Here is an 18,198-nt window from a genome sequence, read left to right as displayed (position 1 = left end):
GCCGCGCAGACCGCGTACCTGCCGCCCTATCGGGAGGACGTGGCGGCCGGCGCGGAGACGGCGTACCTGCCGCCGGTGCGGCCGGACGCCGACGCGGGGGCTTCGGCTGCCGCGCAGACCGCGTACCTGCCGCCCTATCGGGAGGACGTGGCGGCCGGCGCGGAGACGGCGTACCTGCCGCCGGTGCGGCCGGACGCCGACGCGGCGGCGCAGACCGCGTACTTGCCGCCCTACCGGGAGGACGCGGCCGCGGCCGCGGCCGTCCCGGCCGCAGGAGGGAACCCCGTGAGCAGCCCGGTGACCCCCGGTCGCCCCGCCTTCGACGCCCCGCCCCCCGTCCAGGAGGGCGGCCCGGAGTACTCCCCGCCGACGCTCGGCGGGGCCACCCGCATCGTCGACCCCGCGCAGGCGCGGGCCGAGGGGCGCTCGCCGATCATCGACCCCGGGCCGCAGTCCGCGCTGCTCACCGCCGCCCTCGGCGTCCTGCTCGCCGGGGCCGCGGCCTTCGGCCAGCTCGCCCTGCTCGTCCCGCTCGTCGTGCTCCAGGCGCTGACCGCCGCCGGCTGGTTCCGCCTCAACGGCATGTGGCCGGCCCGCCAGGGCATCGCGCTGGCCTTCCTCGGCGCGGTCGTCGCGGACATCGCCGTCCTCGCCGTCGACGACGCGTACGGACCCGGCGCGATCATCGGCACGCTGGGTGCCTGGGTGCTGCTGACCCTCGTGTTCCAGCTGCGCAGCCACGCCGACCCCGACGAGCGGATGTACGGCCTGATGGCGTCGGTGGCCTCCGCCGCCCTCGCCATCGTGTGCGCCGGTTACCTCGCCGCCGACCTGGCCGCCGTCTCCGTCGGCGCGGTCGCCGTCGGGGTCGCCGCCTTCACCCGGTCGCTGCCGCTGCCGGCCGCCCCCTCCGTCGGGGCCTCGCTGGCCGCCGCGGCCGGCGCCGGGATCGCGGTCGGCGGCATGACCGAGGTCGGCGCCGTGGGCGGGGCCCTGGCCGGGCTGGTCGCCGGGGTCTGCGCGCTGATCGGGCTGCGCGTGGCGGCGTACGACTACCCGTCGAAGTTCGTCCACATGACGGCCGGAGTCGCCCTGCCCCTGGCCGTCGCCGCTCCCGCCGTCCACCTGATCGGGCGCGTGGTCGGCTGAGCGGAGGTCACCAGTAGCCTCGTCACGTACCGAACGGGGAGGGAAGCATGCGTGTCCTGCGCATATTTGTGATCATCGGGTTGATCCTGGCCGGGCTCTTCGTGGCCGCCGACCGCTGGGCGGTCGGCTACGCGGAGGACGAGATGGCCGCCAAGGTCCGCCTCGGGCAGGGGCAGGCGGGCGGCACCACGGTGGACATCCACGGCTTCCCGTTCCTGACCCAGGCCCTGGGGCGCGAGCTGGAGCAGGTCGACGTCCGTCTCACCGGCGTCGAGGCGGCCGGCGCCGACGGCCGCAAGATGCGGATCTCGCAGCTCGACGCGAGCTTCCACGGCGTCAAGCTGGACAGCGACTACACGGGCGGCACCGCGACCCGCGTCGACGGCTCCGCGCTCGTCTCGTACGACGACCTGACCAAGACCTCGCAGAACGGCGCGACCATCGCGTACGGCAACGCGCCCGGCAAGGTGAAGGTCACCGCCACCGTCGAGGTCCTCGGCCGCAGCATCACCCGCAGCGTCGTGTCCACCGTCACCCTCGGCGAGGACGGCCGCACCGTGCGGGTGCGGGCCGACGAGGTGCCCGGCGAGGGCATTCCCGGCGTCGAGGGCATGATCCGCAAGAAGACGGACTTCGAGCGCCGTATCAACGGCCTGCCCGAGGGCATCAAGCTGTCCGGGCTGACCTCGGACGCCGGTGGCCTCCACCTCTCGCTGGACGGCCGGAACGTGACCCTGGCCGGATAGTGAGACGGGCCGGTCCGATCCGCAGAAGGACGGGCCCGCACGCCGTGCCGACCACGCCCCCGGGTGCCGCCCGGGGGCGTTCGCGTACCAGCATCCGGACGATCCTGTCTCGGCATATGACACACCGGTGACAGGGCGGCCTGTTCGTCCCTACGATCCATGGCTATGAAGCATCAGCAGGCGGACCTCACGAAGCGACGGGCAGTAGACCTGTGTCGCGTCGCCGCCATGCTCTGTCGCTCGCTCTCCATGTGAGCGATCCGCTCCCCTGAAGGCCGCACACCGGCCGTTCCCGCGTGACCGCCCCCGCCGCCACCCGCCCCACGTCCTCCGTGCCGGGCACCGCGGCGCACCCGCCGGTCACGCACGCGCAGCACCACCCGCAGCACATCACCGCACCCGCAGCATCTGCACCGCCCCGCCGCACACTGCCCCGGAGGAGAACACCATGAGCCGCAGCGACGTCCTCGTCGACGCCGACTGGGTCGAGGCCCACCTGAACGACCCCAAGGTCGTCATCGTCGAGGTGGACGAGGACACGTCCGCGTACGACAAGAACCACATCACGAACGCCGTCCGGATCGACTGGAAGCAGGACCTCCAGGACCCGGTGCGCCGTGACTTCGTGGACCAGGAGGGCTTCGAGAAGCTCCTCTCCGCCAAGGGCATCGCCAACGACGACACCGTCGTCCTCTACGGCGGCAACAACAACTGGTTCGCGTCCTACGCCTACTGGTACTTCAAGCTCTACGGCCACCAGGACGTCCGCCTCCTCGACGGCGGCCGCAAGAAGTGGGAGCTCGACTCCCGCGACCTGGTCTCCGAGGTCCCGCAGCGCGCCGCCACCGCGTACAAGGCGAAGGCCCAGGACACCTCGATCCGCGCGTTCCGCGACGACGTCGTGGCCGCGATCGGCTCCCTGAACCTGGTCGACGTCCGCTCGCCCGACGAGTTCTCCGGCAAGCTGCTCGCCCCGGCGCACCTCCCGCAGGAGCAGTCGCAGCGCCCCGGCCACGTGCCGAGCGCCCGCAACATCCCGTGGTCGAAGAACGCCAACGACGACGGCACCTTCAAGTCGGACGACGAGCTCAAGGCCCTGTACGAGGGCGAGCAGGTCGACCTGGCGAAGGACACCATCGCCTACTGCCGCATCGGTGAGCGCTCCGCGCTGACCTGGTTCGTCCTGCACGAGCTGCTCGGCCAGGAGAACGTCAAGAACTACGACGGCTCCTGGACCGAGTACGGCTCCCTGGTCGGCGTGCCGATCGAGCTCGGCGCCAACAAGTAATCGGCTCCGACCAGCAATCCGGGCACGCGACGCCCTCGTACGACCTCTAGGACAGGACAGAGAACATGTGTGGAGCACAGATCGGCGGACCCGACGTCTCGACCCTCAAGCCGGGTGAGACGGCCATCCAGGGCCAGGTGACCAAGGACGGCGAGCCCATCTCGGGCTACGTCCGTCTGCTGGACTCGACCGGCGAGTTCACCGCCGAGGTCCCGACCTCGGCGACCGGCCAGTTCCGCTTCTACGCGGCGCAGGGCGAGTGGACCCTCCGGGCGCTCATCCCGGGCGGCACGGCCGACCGCAAGGTCGTCGTGACCGAGACCGGCAGCCTGACGGACGTCGCCATCGCCGTCTGAGGCACCGGCGCCCGACCGGGCACCGCTCGACCGGCCGAAGGGCCGCACCTCCATGGGGTTGGACGCCACTGGACGGGGGTGCGGCCCTTCGCGCCGCTGCCGGCGCGCGGACCTACGCTGGAGGCATGTACGCCCGGCGCCGGCGCGCCTACTTCCTGCTGATGGGCGGATGCCTCTTCCTCTTCGTCTCCGCCTGGGCCTTCGTACGGCTGTGGTCGGTGCCGGCGGCGGTCGTGATGTGCCTGGTGGCGATGGTGATCCCGCCGGTCGCGGCGATGGTGGCGAACCGGCGCGGCCCGGACGACCGCTGGTGGGACGACCCCTCGGGCGACCCGAAGTCGGACGAGTGGTGGGACGAGCTCGACGGCAAGTGACGAGCCCGACGGCAGGTGACGAGCCCGGCGCCGGCCTCGGCGGTGTGCCCGTGCTGGAGCGGGACCCGGTCTGGCGCGCCGCCGTGGCCGGGCGGACCGGCCAGGGGTCGGCCGCGGGCACCGGCAGCGAGGCCGAGGTCTACCGGGCTGCTCGGCCGCCAGCGGACGCGGCCACGCCGGGACGCGGCCGCCGGGCGCCCGGTCGACGCACGGGCGGCGACCGGTACGGCGGACCTCACAGAGTGCGCCGGTCCCCGGGCCAGTAGGCTTGGGGACCGGCCCGTTTCCGCCCGAACGAACACCTCCGAGGAGCACCCCGTGCTTGAGGCAGTCTTCACCTCCCTGCTGGTCCTGGTCTGCGTCGGCGTCCTCGCCTTCACCGTCCTCGCCGTGAAGAAGCTGTACCAGGGTCAGCGCTGAGCACCTGCCGCTGACCGCCCCGGAACCCCTCCCACAGATCGCCTGAGCAGCCATTCATGATCCAGATCCCGTCCGACCTGAACCCGGGCCTCGTCCCCCTCGCCTTCCTCCTCGGCACCTGGGAGGGCGCGGGCGTCTTCGACTTCCCCGGTGAAGAGAAGTGCAACTTCGGCCAGGAGGTCGTCTTCGGCCACGACGGCCGGGACTTCCTGGAGTACACCTCGCACACCTGGGTCCTCGACGCCGAGGGCAACAAGGTCCGGGCCCTGGAGTCCGAGTCCGGCTACTGGCGTATCGACAAGGACCGCAAGGTCGAGATCGTCATGGTCCGCGACCAGGGCGTGGTCGAGGTCTGGTACGGCGAGCTCGCCGACGGCAAGCCGCAGATCGACCTGGTCACCGACGCCGTCGCGCGCACCGCGGCCTCCGGCCCGTACAGCGGCGGCAAGCGCCTGTACGGCTACGTCAAGAGCGACCTGATGTGGGTCGGCGAGAAGGCCACCCCGGACGTCGAGCTGCGCCCGTACATGTCCGCGCAGCTCAAGAAGGTCGTCACGCCCGAGGAGGTCGCCGAGATGGCGCGCAACCTCCCGGACATGCCGGACGACGGCATCGCCTTCTTCCGGTAGGCCGGCCGGAGCGACTCTCCGAGGGGACCACGGGACCGCGCGAGCCGTCCCGAGGTCCCCTTCGCGCGCTTACACTGGCCCCGTGGTGAGCACCGACTGGAAGAGCGACCTGCGGCAGCGCGGCTACCGGCTGACACCGCAGCGCCAGCTTGTCCTGGAAGCGGTCGACACCCTGGAGCACGCCACCCCGGACGAGATCCTCGCCGAGGTGCGCAAGACCGCCTCCGGGGTCAACATCTCCACCGTCTACCGCACGCTGGAGCTCCTGGAGGAGCTCGCCCTGGTCAGCCACGCCCACCTCGGGCACGGCGCCCCCACGTACCACCTGGCCGACCGGCACCACCACATCCACCTGGTGTGCCGGGACTGCTCGGACGTGATCGAGGCCGACCAGGACATCGCCTCCGAGTTCACCGCGAAGCTGCGCGCCACCTTCGGTTTCGAGACCGACATGAAGCACTTCGCGATCTTCGGACTGTGCGCCAAGTGCGCCGCCAAGCACCGGGCGGACGAGTCGTAGGCTTGGGCCCATGACCAGCCCTTTGCTCAATCTTCCCGGCGCCGTGGCGGCCGAAGGCCGTGACGAGGGCGTCGCCGCCCACTACGGCGAGCTGTACGGAGAGCAGCGCGCCCTCGCGGACGGCCGTGGTTTCGTCGACCTCTCGCACCGCGGTGTCATCGCCGTCACCGGCCCCGAACGGCTGAGCTGGCTCCACCTGCTGATCACCCAGCACGTGAGCGAACTGCCGCCGGGCCGGGCCACCGAAGCGCTGATCCTGTCCGCCAACGGGCACATCGAGCACGCCCTCTACCTCGTCGACGACGGCGAGACGGTGTGGGCGCACGTCGAGCCGGGCACCCAGGAGGCGCTGATCGGCTACCTGGAGTCGATGAAGTTCTTCTACCGGGTGGAAGTCGCCGACCGCACCGCCGACTTCGCGGTCGTCCACCTGCCGGCCGGCTCGATCGCGGAGGTCGCCAAGGAGTACGTCGTACGGGAGACCGCGCACGGCCGTGACGTCTTCCTGCCGCGCGCCGAGCTGGAGGCGTTCGCCGCGTCCCACGGCCCGGCCGCCGGGCTCCTGGCGTACGAGGCGCTGCGCGTCGAGGCGCACCGGCCGCGGCTCGGCCTGGAGACCGACCACCGCACGATCCCGCACGAGCTGGGCTGGATCGGCACCGCCGTGCACCTGCAGAAGGGCTGCTACCGCGGCCAGGAGACGGTCGCCCGCGTCCACAACCTGGGCAAGCCGCCGCGCCGGCTGGTCTTCCTGCACCTGGACGGCTCCGAGGTGCACCTGCCGCCGCACGGTACGCCGGTACGGCTGGCCGCCGACGGTGCCGAGGGCCGCCAGCTCGGCTTCGTGACCACCGCGGTGCGCCACCACGAGCTGGGCCCGATCGCGCTGGCGCTGGTCAAGCGGAACGTTCCGGTGGACGCGCCGCTGCTGGTGGGGACGACGGCGGCGGCGCAGGAGGTCGTGGTGGCGCCGTAGCGCCGTAGCGCCTTCAGGGGGCGGGCTTTCCACCGCTCACATGTCGATGACGATGGTGAACGGGCCGTGGTTGGTGAGCGAGACGCGCATGTCCGCCCCGAACCGGCCCGTCGCCACGGTCGCGCCGAGCGCCCGCAGCTGGGCCACGACCTCGTCGACCAGCGGCTCGGCCACCGGGCCCGGCGCGGCCGCGTTCCACGTGGGACGGCGGCCCTTGCGGGCGTCGCCGTAGAGCGTGAACTGGGAGATCACCAGCAGCGGCGCGTCGATGTCGCTGCAGGACTTCTCGCCCTCCAGCAGCCGTACCGACCACAGCTTGCGCGCCAGCAGCGCGGCCTTCTCCGGGGTGTCGTCGTGGGTCACCCCCACCAGGACGCACAGCCCCTCGCCCACGATCTCGCCCACGGTCTCGCCGGCCACGACGACGCTCGCGCCGTCCACCCTCTGCACCACTGCTCGCATACCACCTGTGTACCAGGCGTGCACCCGTCCGGGGCCGATCGGGTGGACTGCGCCCGGGCGGCGCCACGGTCAGTGGCACGATGCACACAGGCGGTGCTTCCCCCGGGGCCATCGGGGCCGGGGAGACCCCGAGCACCGGTCGAGGGGACGGACACGTTCGTATGAATACTTCGGGTACCTCATCCGTACCGGCCGCATCACCGGCCGCATCACCGGCCACACCACCGGACACGTCTTCCGTCAGCGCTGCCGCGGTCCGACCACCCGCCCAGCGCACCGGCCCCGCCGACCGGGACACCGGTGACGCCGGCGGCCCGGCCGCGGCCGCCGCGCTCGGGCTGCCCGCGCTGCGCGCGCTGCGCCGTGACGCGCAGCGCGACGAGGCCGACCTCAGCTACATCCGCAGACTCCTCCAGGGCCGGATCGACATCCTGCGCGCCGAACTCGCCCGCCGGGCCGACCCCGAGGCGCCCGCCGCGCCCGAGACCCCCGTCGGCGCGGTCGTCGAACGGCTCTCGGAGATCCTCGCCGACGCCCCGTCCCGGCGCAGCGCCTCGGCCCGCCACGTCACGCTCGGCACCCCGCACAACGAGGAGTTCCGGCTGCTGGCCGCCGAGATGCTCTCCGACGTCGAACTGTCCGACCTCGGCGCCCGTACGGACGCGGAGCTGCACGAGGCGATGGCCCGGCTGGTGCGCTACGAGCAGCAGGTCTCGCGCCGTCGCCAGCAGTTGCAGCGGACGGCCGACGACTGCAGCGCGGAGATCACCCGGCGCTACCGCGAGGGCGAGGCCCAGGTGGACGACCTGCTGGTGTGACGTCGGCGGCCACCGGGCGCCGGGCGCGGGCGTCGCCGCGGCCACCGGGCCGCGGCCACCGTGCCGCAGGTGCCGGGCCGTGGGCGCCGTGCGGGATCCGGCCGGCGGAAATTCAGGAGACCGGCCGGCCGGTCGGCGATTAGCGTGGCCGGTTATGAGTGCCGACGTCCGTCTCATCGCCCCGTCCGAGTTCTCCGACTGGCTCCACGCCAACCTGATCGGCTTCCTCGCCCCGCCGAAGCTCACCGAGGACGACGTCGCCGTCCGGGCGAAGTCGACGGACTTCACCCGGGTCCAGGGTGCGTTCGACGGGCTGACCGGACGCTGCGTGGCCACGTTCCGCTCCTTCGCGCAGGAGCTGACCGTGCCCGGCGGCGCCGCCGTGAGCTCGGCCGCGGTCTCGAACGTCGCGGTCCTCGCCACCCACCGCCGGCAGGGTCTGCTCAGCCGGATGATGCGGGCCGAGCTCGACGCCGCGCAGGCCCGCGGGGACGTGCTCTCCACGCTGATCGCCGCCGAGTACCCGATCTACGGCCGGTACGGCTACGGGCCCGCGTCGTCCCTCGTGGAGTGGGAGATCGACGTACCGCGCGCCGGCCTCGACCCGCGCTGGAGCGCCCCGGAGTGCGGCGGCCGGCTCGACCTCGCGGAGGCCGCGGAGGTACGGGAGTTCGGGCCCGTGCTGCACGACCGGATACGGGCGCGCACGGCGGGTGTGGTCAGCCGCCAGCAGCGCGCCTGGGACCTGGCGACCGGGGTCGAGCGGCCCTCGTACCGGCCGTACAAGGAGCAGCTGTTCGTCGTCTACCGCGACCCGCTGGGGCAGATCGACGGGTACGCCGCCTACCGGGTCGACGAGCAGTGGACCGACGACAAGCGGCCGCTGAACACCCTTCAGGTCAACGACCTGCTGGCCGTGGGCCCGCGGGCGGAGCGGGCGCTGTGGCAGTACCTGTGCTCGATCGACTGGGTGATCAAGGTCCGTACCGGTTACCGCGCCCCGGACGACATCCTCGTCGACCTGCTGCCCGACCCGCGGGCGGCCCGGCCGGTGACGGTGGCGGACTCCCTGTGGGTGCGGCTGCTGGACGTGGTACGGGCGCTGGGGGCCCGTACGTACGAGGTGCCCGGCACGCTGGTGCTGGAGGTGACCGACCGGATGGGCCTGGCCGATGGCCGCTACCGGCTGGCCGCGGCGGCGGACGGCACGGCGGTGTGCGAGCGGACCGAGGAGCCGGCGGACCTCCGCCTGGACGTGTCCGAACTGGGCTCCCTCTACCTCGGCGAGGCCTCGGCGGTCCGGCTCGCGGCGCTCGGGCGGATCGCCGAGGAGCGGCCGGGCGCGGTCGCGCGGGCGGACCGGATGTTCCGTACGGCACGCCGCCCGTGGTGCCCGGACATCTTCTGACCGCCGCCGACCGTGGAAGGGACTGACGTGGGATTGACGATCATCGAGACCCTGCGGGCCGCGGGCTGTGTCTTCGCGGAGGAGGAGGCCGAACTGCTCGGCGCGGCCGCCGGATCCGCCGAGGAGCTGGCCGCGATGGTGGCCCGCCGGGCGGCCGGCGAACCGCTGGAACACGTGGTGGGCTGGGCGGAGTTCTGCGGTCTGCGGATGGCCGTGGGCGAGGGGGTCTTCGTACCGCGGCGGCGTACGGAGTTCCTGGTGCGCGAGGCGGCGGAGCTGGCCCGGCCGGGCGCGGTCGTGCTGGACCTGTGCTGCGGGGTGGGCGCGGTCGGCGCGGCGGTGGCGGCGGAGCAGGGCTTCGGCGTGGAACTGCACGCGGCCGACATCGATCCGGTGGCGCTCGGCTACGCCCGCCGCAACGTCGCGCCAGCCGGTGGCACGGTCTGGGAGGGCGACCTGTACGAGGCCCTGCCGGCCGCCCTGCGCGGCCGCGTGGACGTCCTGGTGGCCAACGCCCCGTACGTCCCCACGGACGCCATCGGCCTGCTGCCCCCCGAGGCCCGCGACCACGAACCCCGCACCGCCCTCGACGGCGGCCCGGACGGCCTGTCGGTCCAGCGCCGCGTCGCGGAGGCGGCCCCGGCCTGGCTCGCCCCGGGCGGCCACCTCCTGATCGAGACCAGCGCCCGCCAGGCCCCCCACACGGCCTCGGCCCTGACGGCCGCGGGCCTCGCGGTCCGCGCGGTCACCTCGGAGGACCTCCACGCGACGGTGGTGATCGGCACGCGGGAGGCGGCCGGGGTGGCGGCGGGGTGACCGCGTCCCGCGGACCCCGGCGTCCGTACGCTGGGCGCGGGCAGGCCATCCCGGAGTGACGGAGGAGTCGCATGAGGCGTATGAGTGACGGAGCGGGGTTCCAGGGGGTGCCGCCGACCACGCTGGCCGATCTGCTGGGGCGGGGGCAGGTCATGGACGGCGGGATACGGCCGCTGTGGGGGCCGGTGCCGCGGGTGGCCGGGCCGGCGTTCACGGTGCGGTGTCCCGCCGGGGACAACCTGATGCTGCACGCGGCCATTCACCGGGCGGAGCCCGGTTCCGTCGTCGTCGTGGAGTCGGGCGATCTCGACTACGCGCTGGCCGGCGGGAACGTCTGCGCCGTCGCGCAGCGGCGCGGGATCGCCGCGTTCGTGCTCGACGGGGTGATCCGGGACCTCGGCGAGGTACGGGAGATGGGCTTCCCGGTGTTCGCCAGGGGCGTCGTCCCCTTCCCGGGGGCGAAGGCGGTCGCCGGGCCGCTGGGCGTCCCGGTGCGGGTCGGCGGTGTGGAGGTCCACGCGGGCGACGTCGTCGTGGCCGACGAGGAGGGTGTGGTGGTCGTACCGGCCGCCCGCCGGGAACGGGTGCTGGCCGACGCGCGGGCCAAGCTGGCTGCGGAGGCCGGGGAATCCCTCGACGCGTGGGAGGCCGCGCACCGCGCCCGCATCGACAAGATCCTTGCCGAGCAGGGCTTCGAGGACTGAGCCCCGCCCCGGCCGCGGGGCGGGCGTACGCTGACGTGGTGACGCTGGAGGACCTCGTACGGCTGCGCCGGGCCCGGGACACGATGGACCGCGACTACGCGCAGCCCCTCGACGTCCCGGCCCTGGCGCGCGTCGCCCTCATGTCGCCCGGCCACTTCTCCCGCAGCTTCCGGGCCGCCTTCGGGGAGACCCCGTACAGCTACCTGATGACCCGCCGCGTCGAGCGGGCCAAGGCGCTGCTGCGGCGCGGGGACCTGAGCGTGACGGAGGTCTGCTTCGCGGTGGGCTGTACGTCGCTGGGGTCGTTCAGCTCGCGCTTCACGGAGCTGGTGGGGGAGACCCCGAGCGCGTACCGGGCCCGCCGGCACGAACCGGCCGCGGCCGTTCCGGCGTGCGTTGCCAAGATCTTCACGCGTCCGGTGCGCAGGCCGGGGGCGGCGGCCGGGGCGGGGACAGGTGCCGGTGCCGGTGCCGGTGCCGGTGCCAGTGCCGGTGAGGCGGACGGCGGCGATCGGCCGTAGCGTCGGCGGCATGAGCATCAAACTGTCCCAGTGCTTCATCGCCGTCGACGACCACGACAAGGCGCTCGCCTTCTACCGTGACGCGCTCGGCCTGGAGGTCCGCAACGACGTGGCGTTCGAGGGGATGCGCTGGGTGACCCTCGGCTCGCCCGACCAGCCGGACGTGGAGATCGTCCTGGAACCGCCGGCCGCGGACCCGAACGCCTCGCCGGCCGACCGGCGGGCCATGACCGAACTGCTGGCCAAGGGCCTGCTGCGCGGCGTGATCTTCTCCACCGATGACGTGGACGCCACCTTCGAGCGCGTCCGCGCGGCGGGCGGCGAGGTGCTCCAGGAACCGACGGACATGCCGTACGGCGTCCGCGACTGCGCCTTCCGCGCCCCGGCCGGCAACATGCTCCGCTTCAACCAGCCGCGCAAGGGCTGATGACCAGTCTCAGTGAAGGTGGACCACGCTGAGGCTGTGACCAGTGGTGGTCCAGGTTGAGTGAGACGGGCGCGGGGCCAGCGTCTCAGTGAATCTGGTGCTTGAGCGTCCTGTGCTGCCGAGAACGCCCTGTGCGCTTGCCGCTGTATCAGGCCTTTGGGAGTGCCTGCTCATTGCTCCGATTGCGAGACGGCGTCGGGCCGCAGGAACCGTCGGAGAATCAGGCGCAGGGTGGGTAGCTGATCGGCCGGGCTGAACGATGGGTCGGTGGCGGCGCTGGTGTAGAGGGCAGCGATGAGAGCCATGATCCATGCTGCAGTGTCGTTCGGGTCCAGGGCGGTGTCGATTTGGCCTGCTGCGGCCGCGTTTTGTAGGAGTGTGGTGACCGTGGACCGCTCCTCGGCGTTATCGCGGCTCAGCAGCGCGTCGAGTTCGGGGTCGCGGTAGGCCTGGACCATCGCTTCCATGACGAGGGCGGGGACAAGCGGCTCCGTGGAGGGGGAGGCGAGAAGGTCCACGGTTTCGAGGAGCGCCGTCCACGGGTCGTCGGCGGCGCGGGCGGCGGCTAGGCGCCCGGCCTTGGTGGCGCCGTCGTGCTCGTCGTCCTCGAAGACAGCATGGAAGATCGCGCGCTTGTTCGGGAAGTAGTGGAACAGGTTGCCCGCGCTCATGCCGGCGGCCTTGCAGATCTCTGCCGTGGTGGTGCGTTCGAAGCCTTTGGCGGCGAAGAGTTCGGCCGCGATGTTGATGATGTGCCGGCGCCGTGCCTGGTGCCTGGCCGGGTCGACTGTCCTCATCGGGCCTCCTGCTAGTCGGCTCTCGACTCTCCGGTCTTCGGATCGTCAATAATAGACCGAGTACTCGGTCTATTATTACGGCCATGCAGGAAGTGAGGGGGATGATGGACATGTCCAAGGGAATCGAGCGGGAGGCACAGGGCAACCGACTCACCGTGCTCCGTGAGGCGACTTGGAGCACCGTTTGCGTCTACGTCGTCTTCGTGTTGGTGGGGGCGGGTGTCGGCTGGCTCGTAGATCTTCTGGCTGACTGGCTGGTGACACTGCCCTCGGCGCCGTTGCGGGGGCCTGCCGAGGTTGTTGCGTCGATCCCTGCACTGGTGCTGCCCGCCGTGGGTTCGGTGGCAGGGCTGGCCCTCGGACTTGTTGCCCAGCACGAACAGTTGGTGATTCGCCTGTCGGATGATCGCGTTGTGCTCACACGTAAGGGACGTGATCAGGAGTTCCCGCACGACGCCATTGCCAGAGTGTTCCGGGACGGCAAGCAACTCGTCCTGCTCGGCCACGACGGTGGCGAACTCACTCGGCAGGCGTGCGACCTGGACGTCGGCCGCATTGCCGACGCCTTCAGCGAGCACCGCTATGCGTGGGCGGACGCCGATCCCCACAGGGACGAGTTCCGTCGCTGGGTCCCGGATACTCCCGGCCTCCCGGAGGGGGCGAACGCCATCCTCAAGGCCCGCCAGGAGTCGTTGGACAAGAAGAGCTCCGACGACGATGTGCGGGAGCTCCGTGACGAACTGGCCCGTCTCGGCATCGTCGTGAGGGACGAGAAGCGACGTCAGTACTGGAGGACCTTCCGACCGTCAGGTCCGGCTGTGGAGTGAACGCGGGGCATCGAGGCCGACCCGCTTTGTGTGTGCGACGGTGCGCGCCGCAGCCGTGTTGCCGCTGGCGGACTGTCCTGCGGCCTCCTGGATGGTGTGCGCGATGGTACGGAGCTGCTGGATGAACCATGGCTTGGCCGTTGTGCGCAGAGGGCTCTCGTTGGGGAGCTGCCGTGTGAACTCCGCGTGGAAGGCCTGGAAATCTTCCTCGTTGGTGGACGTGGCCAGACGGCGCCAGTGCGGAGAGGCGTAGAGGGCCATGGTCGTGACGATCTCCGGATAGACCGCGGCATAGCGTTTGGGGTCCCAGGGCCGGACGCTGCGGGCAGGGCGGGGTTGGAGCCGGACGAGGCGGCGGGAGCGGTCGCTGATCCGGTAGCCGTGCTGCATGAGGACGTGCCAGAACAGCGAGCACTGCGCGTAGCACGGGTTGAGCACGTGTGGGCCGTGGCGGCGAAGGAGTCGGTAGTGGCGCTGTTGGGCGGCGACGATCTCGGGGAGGTCGGCGAGGTCGAACTGGGTGGCGGGGGACTCGACGGCCCGGCCGATCCAGAGGCGGTGGGGGACGCAGACCTGGTCGTGGTGTTTCGACATCCAGACCATGACGCCTTGGTCCGGGTTGCCGGTCCTCCGGGCGACGCAGCGGCGGCAGGCCCACCGGATGGTCGCCGCGAAAGGGCCCTGCGGGAGGTTCCACGCCTGTTTCTCCCAGCGGGGGATCGCGTGCTGGATGCTGGTGCGGGGCTGCCCGCTGAGGACGCTGAGCTGGTCTGTCGGGTCCAGGCGGGAGGTCAGCCAGAGGGAGGGCTGCTGAAGGCGCCGGACAGGCATCGCGTTCGCCGCCGCGAGCCGGTTGAGGAATGATGCCTCGGTCTCCTGCGGGAAGGGTTTCAGAGGACGCGGCAGCGGTCGGAAGACGATGGGTTCGAACCGTGCACTCATCCGGTTGCCCTGCGCGGTTCGGGCGGGGAGTCGGATTCGCTGTTGTGGTCGATCCGGATGTCACGCAGGCCGGTTTTGGTGATGCGTTCGCTGCCGTCGAGGATGGCGGAGACGGCTGCGGCCCGGATCAGGTGGGACAGGCTTCCGATCATGCCGCCGGTGCGCTGGTGCAGGTATTTCGCGAGCTTGACCAGGGTGCCGGTCTGGTGCCGGTGCAGGCGGAGGGTCGTTTCCAGGGAGGCGACCAGCGCCTGCCACTCGGCGTTGGGCGGGAAGGCGCCGGTGCGGACGAGGATGCAGCGGCCCCCGAGCTGCTTGCCGCGGATTCCGGTGAACAGGCCGGAGTTCTCGACGTTGATTCCGGCATAGACGAACGTCGCGGGCAGGTGTTCGGTGAAGTACTTGAGATGGTCGGAGAGATCTTCGCCGGCGGTGGTCGCGTGGTTGAGCAGGTGGATCTCGTCGACCAGGACCAGGTCGGTGCGGGCCTCGATGAGTACCTGGCAGACGGCGCTGGTGACGTCGATGGTGTTGTGCCGAGGGTTGATCACGGGCAGGCCGATGAACCGGGCGAACTCCAGGGCGAGTTTGCGCGGGGAGCCTTTGGGCGGGGCGGTGATGTAGACGACCGGGATGCGGTCGCTGCCCGGGTAGCGCTGCCGGATACGGAGTTCGTGGGTGCGGCCGAGTTGCTTGAGCGCGGTGGTCTTCCCGGTCGTCCACTGACCGGAGACGATCATCCCGCGGCGGGCGCCGTGCTCACGCTGGTTGAGCAGGGTCAGCAGCCGTCCCTGATGGGCGATCTCCTTGACCGTGGACGTGCGCACGACCTGGAGTTCGGAGTGGTAGGCGATGCGTGCCTCGTTGTAGGTCTCCCGCAGCTGCGGGGACAGGGCCTGCCACTGCTGATCGGGCAGCCGTTCGAAGACCGCTGGATCAGCCTCCACGAACCGTCGCCAGCCCTCCAGCCGGGTGGAGGGATCGGTCCGGTCATCGGGCAGACCGGCCTCATCCCCGCCCGGCTCCGCAGCGTTCACCACCACTTCTCTGCCTCCTTGCGTGCGTCGAAGATCTCCAGTGGGACGACATCGGCGAGTTCGGTGAGTTCGTCGGCGTCCTCGTCATCCGCCGGTTCCGGCTCTGGCGCGGGTGCTGGCCTCGGCCAGGCGGGCTCGCTGGTGGCCCGGGTGCGGGCGGCGACCTTGCGGTTGCGTCGCCGGGCCGGCCGGTCCCCCTCCGCCGCCCGGCGGCCAGGCTCGTGATCGGGCCCGTCCGAGGCCCGGTCCAGCAGCTCTGCCGCCATCTGTGCGACGGTTTCCTCGTCGGGCTTGCGCTGCCCGCGTTCGGTCAGGATCTGGTGGGCCCGGTCGAAGACCAGCTCGCCCATCGGGACAGGAGACGTGCGCAGGTGGCGCCAGGTCGCGGTGATCCAGCCCGTGCCGTGATGGTTGCGTACCCAGACACAGGAGATGTCGTAGGGGTCGTAGTGGACCTCCCAGAGCTTGCCGTCCGGGCCCGCCCCTGAGGACTGGCGCCGGAAAGGTGTGAGTCCGGGGGCGTCGTAAGTACGGTTGTTGATCCGCACCCCGCTGCGGCCGATGACCCGCCATTCACGGGGCATGAGCTGGATGTATTCCTCCGGGCTGAGCGCGACGGGGACGTATCCGGCTGCTGACACCAGCGCGGCGTACTTCTCGTTCGGGCTCAACGGCCGGTCCGGCATCAAGGGCTCGCGCAGCCCGTCGTGCGGCCTCGCCTGCCAGACGACGATCCACTCCTGGAGGAGTTCCTGGAGTTCGTGGATGGACCAGGCCGCCTGCGCGGCCGGGTCCTTGCCCCGCATCTCGGCACTGCGTCCCGTGTAGCCGGCCACGTACTGGGCGAACATCGTCGACACCGAGCCCAAGGTCCGCTCGATGTGCGGCCTGTCGGTCGGCGTATCCGGGTGCGCGGGCTGGAACGAGATCCCCAAGTGGCGGCATGCATTGCGGAAGTTGTCCGAGATGAACGCCTTGCCGTGGTCGCTGACCACCGTCTCCGGAACGATCACCGGGACCGCGGCGGCCTTGTCCAGCCGCTCGTCCAGCGACAGCAAGGAGGCATAGGGGAGCACGGAGCGCGACATGCGCAGAGCGTCGGACCAGCCGGGCCGCACCGGTTCCGGTGTCATGGCGCGTGCCAGCAGCAGCGCGGCATCGACGGCTTTCGTCGACGGCCGCAGCACCACCGCGGCCAGCGTCCGGGTGGCCAGATCGATCAGCCCGGTCAGCTCGCAGCGGTCCACCGTCCCGTCATCGTGGATGACCATGACGTCCAGCGGCGTGGAGTCGATCTCCATCACCTCGCCGGGCCGGGCCGCCGTCAGCTGCCCGAACATCCGCTTCGGCTGCTTGCCCAGCGAGCGGCGGGTGCGAGCCGAACCGAAGAGATGCTGCCCGGTCGAGACCGCCTCCAGCAGACGGTAGAACGTCGCCCTGGACGGCATCCGGACCACTCCGGCACCATGCTCGGCGACCAGGAGACGTTCGACGCGGCGGCGCAGCACCTGCGCGGAGACGGTCGGCTCGTCGGTCCGGCTGCCCGCGACCTTCGTGATCGCTTCGACCACCCGGGGATCGGCCCGGCCCGTGCCGGTGGCGGGCTTGCGCAGCCTGCCGTCCACCAGGCCCGCCACCCCTTCGCTCTCGAAGCGGGACCGCATCCGGCGCAGCGTGCTCAGCCCCACCTCCTCACCGCAGCCCCGCAGTTCGGCCACCTTGGTCAGCTCCCGCTGCCGCAGAGAGTGCACCGTCGGGTCGTACTCGGCCCGCACCGGGACATTGGTATCGCCGTCCGGGCGGCCGGTGAGCAGCTCCGTCAGGTGCCGCCTCCACCACTCAGCCCGTTGTGCCGCTTCCTGCGGCAGACCCTCCAGCACCCCGGCCTCCGGCAGCGGCGGGCGGCTCAGCGCGGTGCTGAGAACCGCGAAACCCTCCGACGCCAGCAGGTGCCCCAGCAGCACGACGCTGGCGGCCTGGGCATCATCGACCAGCCGCACCGACGTGCCGTGCAGGGCGGCAACCGTGTGCTCCCGCCCGTCGAAGCGGACCCTGTCACCCAGCGACAGCAGCCGCGGACGCGTCGGCACCCCCACCCACCTCCTCCGCGGCCACGGGCACCGGGAGCACCTGCGTGGCCGCTGACAACAGACCGGCCTCCAGATCCACCGCCAGTTCCCGGCACCAGAGCAGATGGAACAGCACAGGGAGCACAGCGATCGGATCACCCACCGCGCAGGCCCCCGCCAACAGACCCCGGGGCCGGGCGAAAGCCGCCCGCAACTCCGCCGCTACCGGCTCCCGCCGCACCCGCGGATGCCGGTAGCCCGACAACCAGCGCAGATTCGCCGCCAGCACCGGATCGAGCACACCCACCCGCTCAAAACCCCAGCCCACCCGCGCACAGGCCGCGGCCGTGACCTCGAACTTCACCGCGTCCTCGGGCTCGATCCGGTCGTCGGGACGCACGTCCAGCACCACACCGGTGCCGTCCCGACAGCGTACGAAGTAGTCCGGCGTATGGCTGATCCGCCGAGCCCGGCAGCCGGACCGCCACGAGAGCCGGAACGGCTGCGATGCCATCGCCACCACACCCGGATCACAGTCCAGCCGCATCAGCTGACCGAGCTCCACCCACGACTCGTAACCCACCAACTCGGCACCCGTAGCAGCCCAGTACCAGCCGGGAAAATTGCGCTGACCCCGGTACGACGGGAACGTCCGCACCTGCCCGGCCGCCTCGAAACGCGTCGGCCACATCACCTCAAGCGGCCCCTCGTGCAGGTCACCGTGAGCGTCGACGTACTCCAGCCAGAAGTCCTCAGCCTCCACCAGCCACCCCCACCCGGCGCTGACCATGTACGACAACCGTAGACAGCCGGGCGTGGCGGTGGCTCAGAAAGAGCGAGACAGAACAGCAGATGGCCAAGGTTGACTGAGACACCCAGCCCGATGGCTCAGATAGACCGAGAATGGCCCGC

At 71.6% G+C, this 18,198-nt stretch carries 22 protein-coding genes; 16 read left to right on the top strand and 6 right to left on the bottom strand.

Annotated features, from left to right (window positions below; genetic code table 11):
- The first annotated feature begins 66 nt into the window (after positions 1-66).
- The 9 genes from ACIPXB_RS26260 (at position 67) to ACIPXB_RS26220 (ending at position 6,458) form a co-directional block, all read left to right on the top strand.
- On the top strand, positions 67-1,149 hold the full coding sequence (locus tag ACIPXB_RS26260; protein WP_401453876.1) for a hypothetical protein: 1,083 nt from the start codon (positions 67-69) through the stop codon (positions 1,147-1,149).
- 47 nt (positions 1,150-1,196) lie between these two features.
- Positions 1,197-1,895: a DUF2993 domain-containing protein gene (locus ACIPXB_RS26255; protein WP_401453835.1), complete on the top strand. Its 699-nt coding sequence runs from the start codon at positions 1,197-1,199 to the stop codon at positions 1,893-1,895.
- Between the two features lie 159 nt (positions 1,896-2,054).
- Positions 2,055-2,150 (top strand): putative leader peptide, encoded by a 96-nt coding sequence (locus tag ACIPXB_RS26250; protein WP_401453834.1) that lies wholly within the window; start codon positions 2,055-2,057, stop codon positions 2,148-2,150.
- A 193-nt stretch (positions 2,151-2,343) separates the two neighbouring features.
- Positions 2,344-3,183, top strand: coding sequence for a sulfurtransferase (locus ACIPXB_RS26245; protein WP_401453833.1), 840 nt, complete (start codon positions 2,344-2,346; stop codon positions 3,181-3,183).
- A 65-nt stretch (positions 3,184-3,248) separates the two neighbouring features.
- Positions 3,249-3,539, top strand: coding sequence for a DUF1416 domain-containing protein (locus tag ACIPXB_RS26240; protein WP_401453832.1), 291 nt, complete (start codon positions 3,249-3,251; stop codon positions 3,537-3,539).
- A gap of 125 nt (positions 3,540-3,664) precedes the next feature.
- Complete coding sequence (locus tag ACIPXB_RS26235) at positions 3,665-3,913, top strand: DUF3099 domain-containing protein (protein WP_401453831.1); 249 nt, start codon at positions 3,665-3,667, stop codon at positions 3,911-3,913.
- Positions 3,914-4,389: 476 nt separating this feature from the next.
- Positions 4,390-4,962 carry an FABP family protein gene (locus ACIPXB_RS26230; RefSeq protein ID WP_401453830.1) on the top strand — a complete coding sequence of 191 codons (573 nt, stop codon included), beginning with the start codon at positions 4,390-4,392 and terminating at the stop codon, positions 4,960-4,962.
- Between the two features lie 82 nt (positions 4,963-5,044).
- Positions 5,045-5,482 carry a Fur family transcriptional regulator gene (locus ACIPXB_RS26225; protein ID WP_401453829.1) on the top strand — a complete coding sequence of 146 codons (438 nt, stop codon included), beginning with the start codon at positions 5,045-5,047 and terminating at the stop codon, positions 5,480-5,482.
- A 10-nt stretch (positions 5,483-5,492) separates the two neighbouring features.
- Positions 5,493-6,458 carry a YgfZ/GcvT domain-containing protein gene (locus ACIPXB_RS26220; RefSeq protein ID WP_401453828.1) on the top strand — a complete coding sequence of 322 codons (966 nt, stop codon included), beginning with the start codon at positions 5,493-5,495 and terminating at the stop codon, positions 6,456-6,458.
- A gap of 36 nt (positions 6,459-6,494) precedes the next feature.
- Here ACIPXB_RS26220 and dtd read toward each other — a convergent pair whose 3' ends face one another.
- Positions 6,495-6,920, bottom strand: a complete 426-nt coding sequence (gene dtd / locus ACIPXB_RS26215; protein WP_401453827.1) for a D-aminoacyl-tRNA deacylase — start codon at positions 6,918-6,920, stop codon at positions 6,495-6,497.
- A gap of 161 nt (positions 6,921-7,081) precedes the next feature.
- On the opposite strand from dtd, the gene ACIPXB_RS26210 reads away from it, so the two are divergent.
- The 6 genes from ACIPXB_RS26210 (at position 7,082) to ACIPXB_RS26185 (ending at position 11,614) form a co-directional block, all read left to right on the top strand.
- Complete coding sequence (locus ACIPXB_RS26210; RefSeq protein WP_401453826.1) at positions 7,082-7,738, top strand: AmfC protein; 657 nt, start codon at positions 7,082-7,084, stop codon at positions 7,736-7,738.
- A gap of 154 nt (positions 7,739-7,892) precedes the next feature.
- A complete protein-coding gene (locus ACIPXB_RS26205) occupies positions 7,893-9,146 on the top strand; it encodes a GNAT family N-acetyltransferase (RefSeq protein WP_401453825.1) in 1,254 nt (417 codons plus the stop codon).
- A gap of 27 nt (positions 9,147-9,173) precedes the next feature.
- Complete coding sequence (locus tag ACIPXB_RS26200) at positions 9,174-9,962, top strand: putative protein N(5)-glutamine methyltransferase (RefSeq protein WP_401453824.1); 789 nt, start codon at positions 9,174-9,176, stop codon at positions 9,960-9,962.
- Between the two features lie 80 nt (positions 9,963-10,042).
- Positions 10,043-10,666 carry an RraA family protein gene (locus tag ACIPXB_RS26195; RefSeq protein ID WP_401453823.1) on the top strand — a complete coding sequence of 208 codons (624 nt, stop codon included), beginning with the start codon at positions 10,043-10,045 and terminating at the stop codon, positions 10,664-10,666.
- Positions 10,667-10,704: 38 nt separating this feature from the next.
- Entirely contained in the window at positions 10,705-11,187 is a 483-nt protein-coding gene (locus tag ACIPXB_RS26190; protein ID WP_401453822.1) for a helix-turn-helix domain-containing protein, read from the top strand.
- Positions 11,188-11,197: 10 nt separating this feature from the next.
- Positions 11,198-11,614 (top strand): VOC family protein, encoded by a 417-nt coding sequence (locus tag ACIPXB_RS26185; protein ID WP_401453821.1) that lies wholly within the window; start codon positions 11,198-11,200, stop codon positions 11,612-11,614.
- 170 nt (positions 11,615-11,784) lie between these two features.
- Here the strand turns inward: ACIPXB_RS26185 and ACIPXB_RS26180 are convergent, their stop codons facing one another.
- Entirely contained in the window at positions 11,785-12,411 is a 627-nt protein-coding gene (locus tag ACIPXB_RS26180) for a TetR/AcrR family transcriptional regulator (protein WP_401453820.1), read from the bottom strand.
- Between the two features lie 83 nt (positions 12,412-12,494).
- Between ACIPXB_RS26180 and ACIPXB_RS26175 the strand changes: the two genes are divergently transcribed.
- A complete protein-coding gene (locus tag ACIPXB_RS26175) occupies positions 12,495-13,238 on the top strand; it encodes a hypothetical protein (protein ID WP_401453819.1) in 744 nt (247 codons plus the stop codon).
- On the opposite strand, the gene ACIPXB_RS26170 is transcribed toward ACIPXB_RS26175, so the two are convergent.
- From ACIPXB_RS26170 to ACIPXB_RS26155, 4 genes are read right to left on the bottom strand one after another with little or no spacing between them, the layout of a single operon-like run.
- Positions 13,218-14,180, bottom strand: coding sequence for a hypothetical protein (locus tag ACIPXB_RS26170; protein WP_401453818.1), 963 nt, complete (start codon positions 14,178-14,180; stop codon positions 13,218-13,220). The two genes, ACIPXB_RS26175 and ACIPXB_RS26170, sit on opposite strands and share 21 nt — an antisense overlap.
- Positions 14,177-15,223: a TniB family NTP-binding protein gene (locus ACIPXB_RS26165; protein WP_401453817.1), complete on the bottom strand. Its 1,047-nt coding sequence runs from the start codon at positions 15,221-15,223 to the stop codon at positions 14,177-14,179. The genes ACIPXB_RS26170 and ACIPXB_RS26165 overlap by 4 nt, the downstream gene beginning before the upstream one ends.
- Positions 15,214-17,307 carry a Mu transposase C-terminal domain-containing protein gene (locus ACIPXB_RS26160; protein WP_401453816.1) on the bottom strand — a complete coding sequence of 698 codons (2,094 nt, stop codon included), beginning with the start codon at positions 17,305-17,307 and terminating at the stop codon, positions 15,214-15,216. The genes ACIPXB_RS26165 and ACIPXB_RS26160 overlap by 10 nt, the downstream gene beginning before the upstream one ends.
- Positions 17,273-18,076 (bottom strand): TnsA-like heteromeric transposase endonuclease subunit, encoded by an 804-nt coding sequence (locus tag ACIPXB_RS26155; RefSeq protein WP_401453815.1) that lies wholly within the window; start codon positions 18,074-18,076, stop codon positions 17,273-17,275. Before ACIPXB_RS26155 ends, ACIPXB_RS26160 begins: the two co-directional genes overlap by 35 nt.
- Positions 18,077-18,198: the final 122 nt, after the last annotated feature.

Origin of the sequence: Streptomyces sp. NPDC090022 (assembly GCF_044748145.1) — a bacterium.
In the GTDB taxonomy this organism is placed as follows: Bacteria; Actinomycetota; Actinomycetes; order Streptomycetales; family Streptomycetaceae; genus Streptomyces.
The sequence above is the reverse complement of the archived record's forward strand: the minus strand, read 5'-3'. Positions and strand labels throughout refer to the sequence as shown.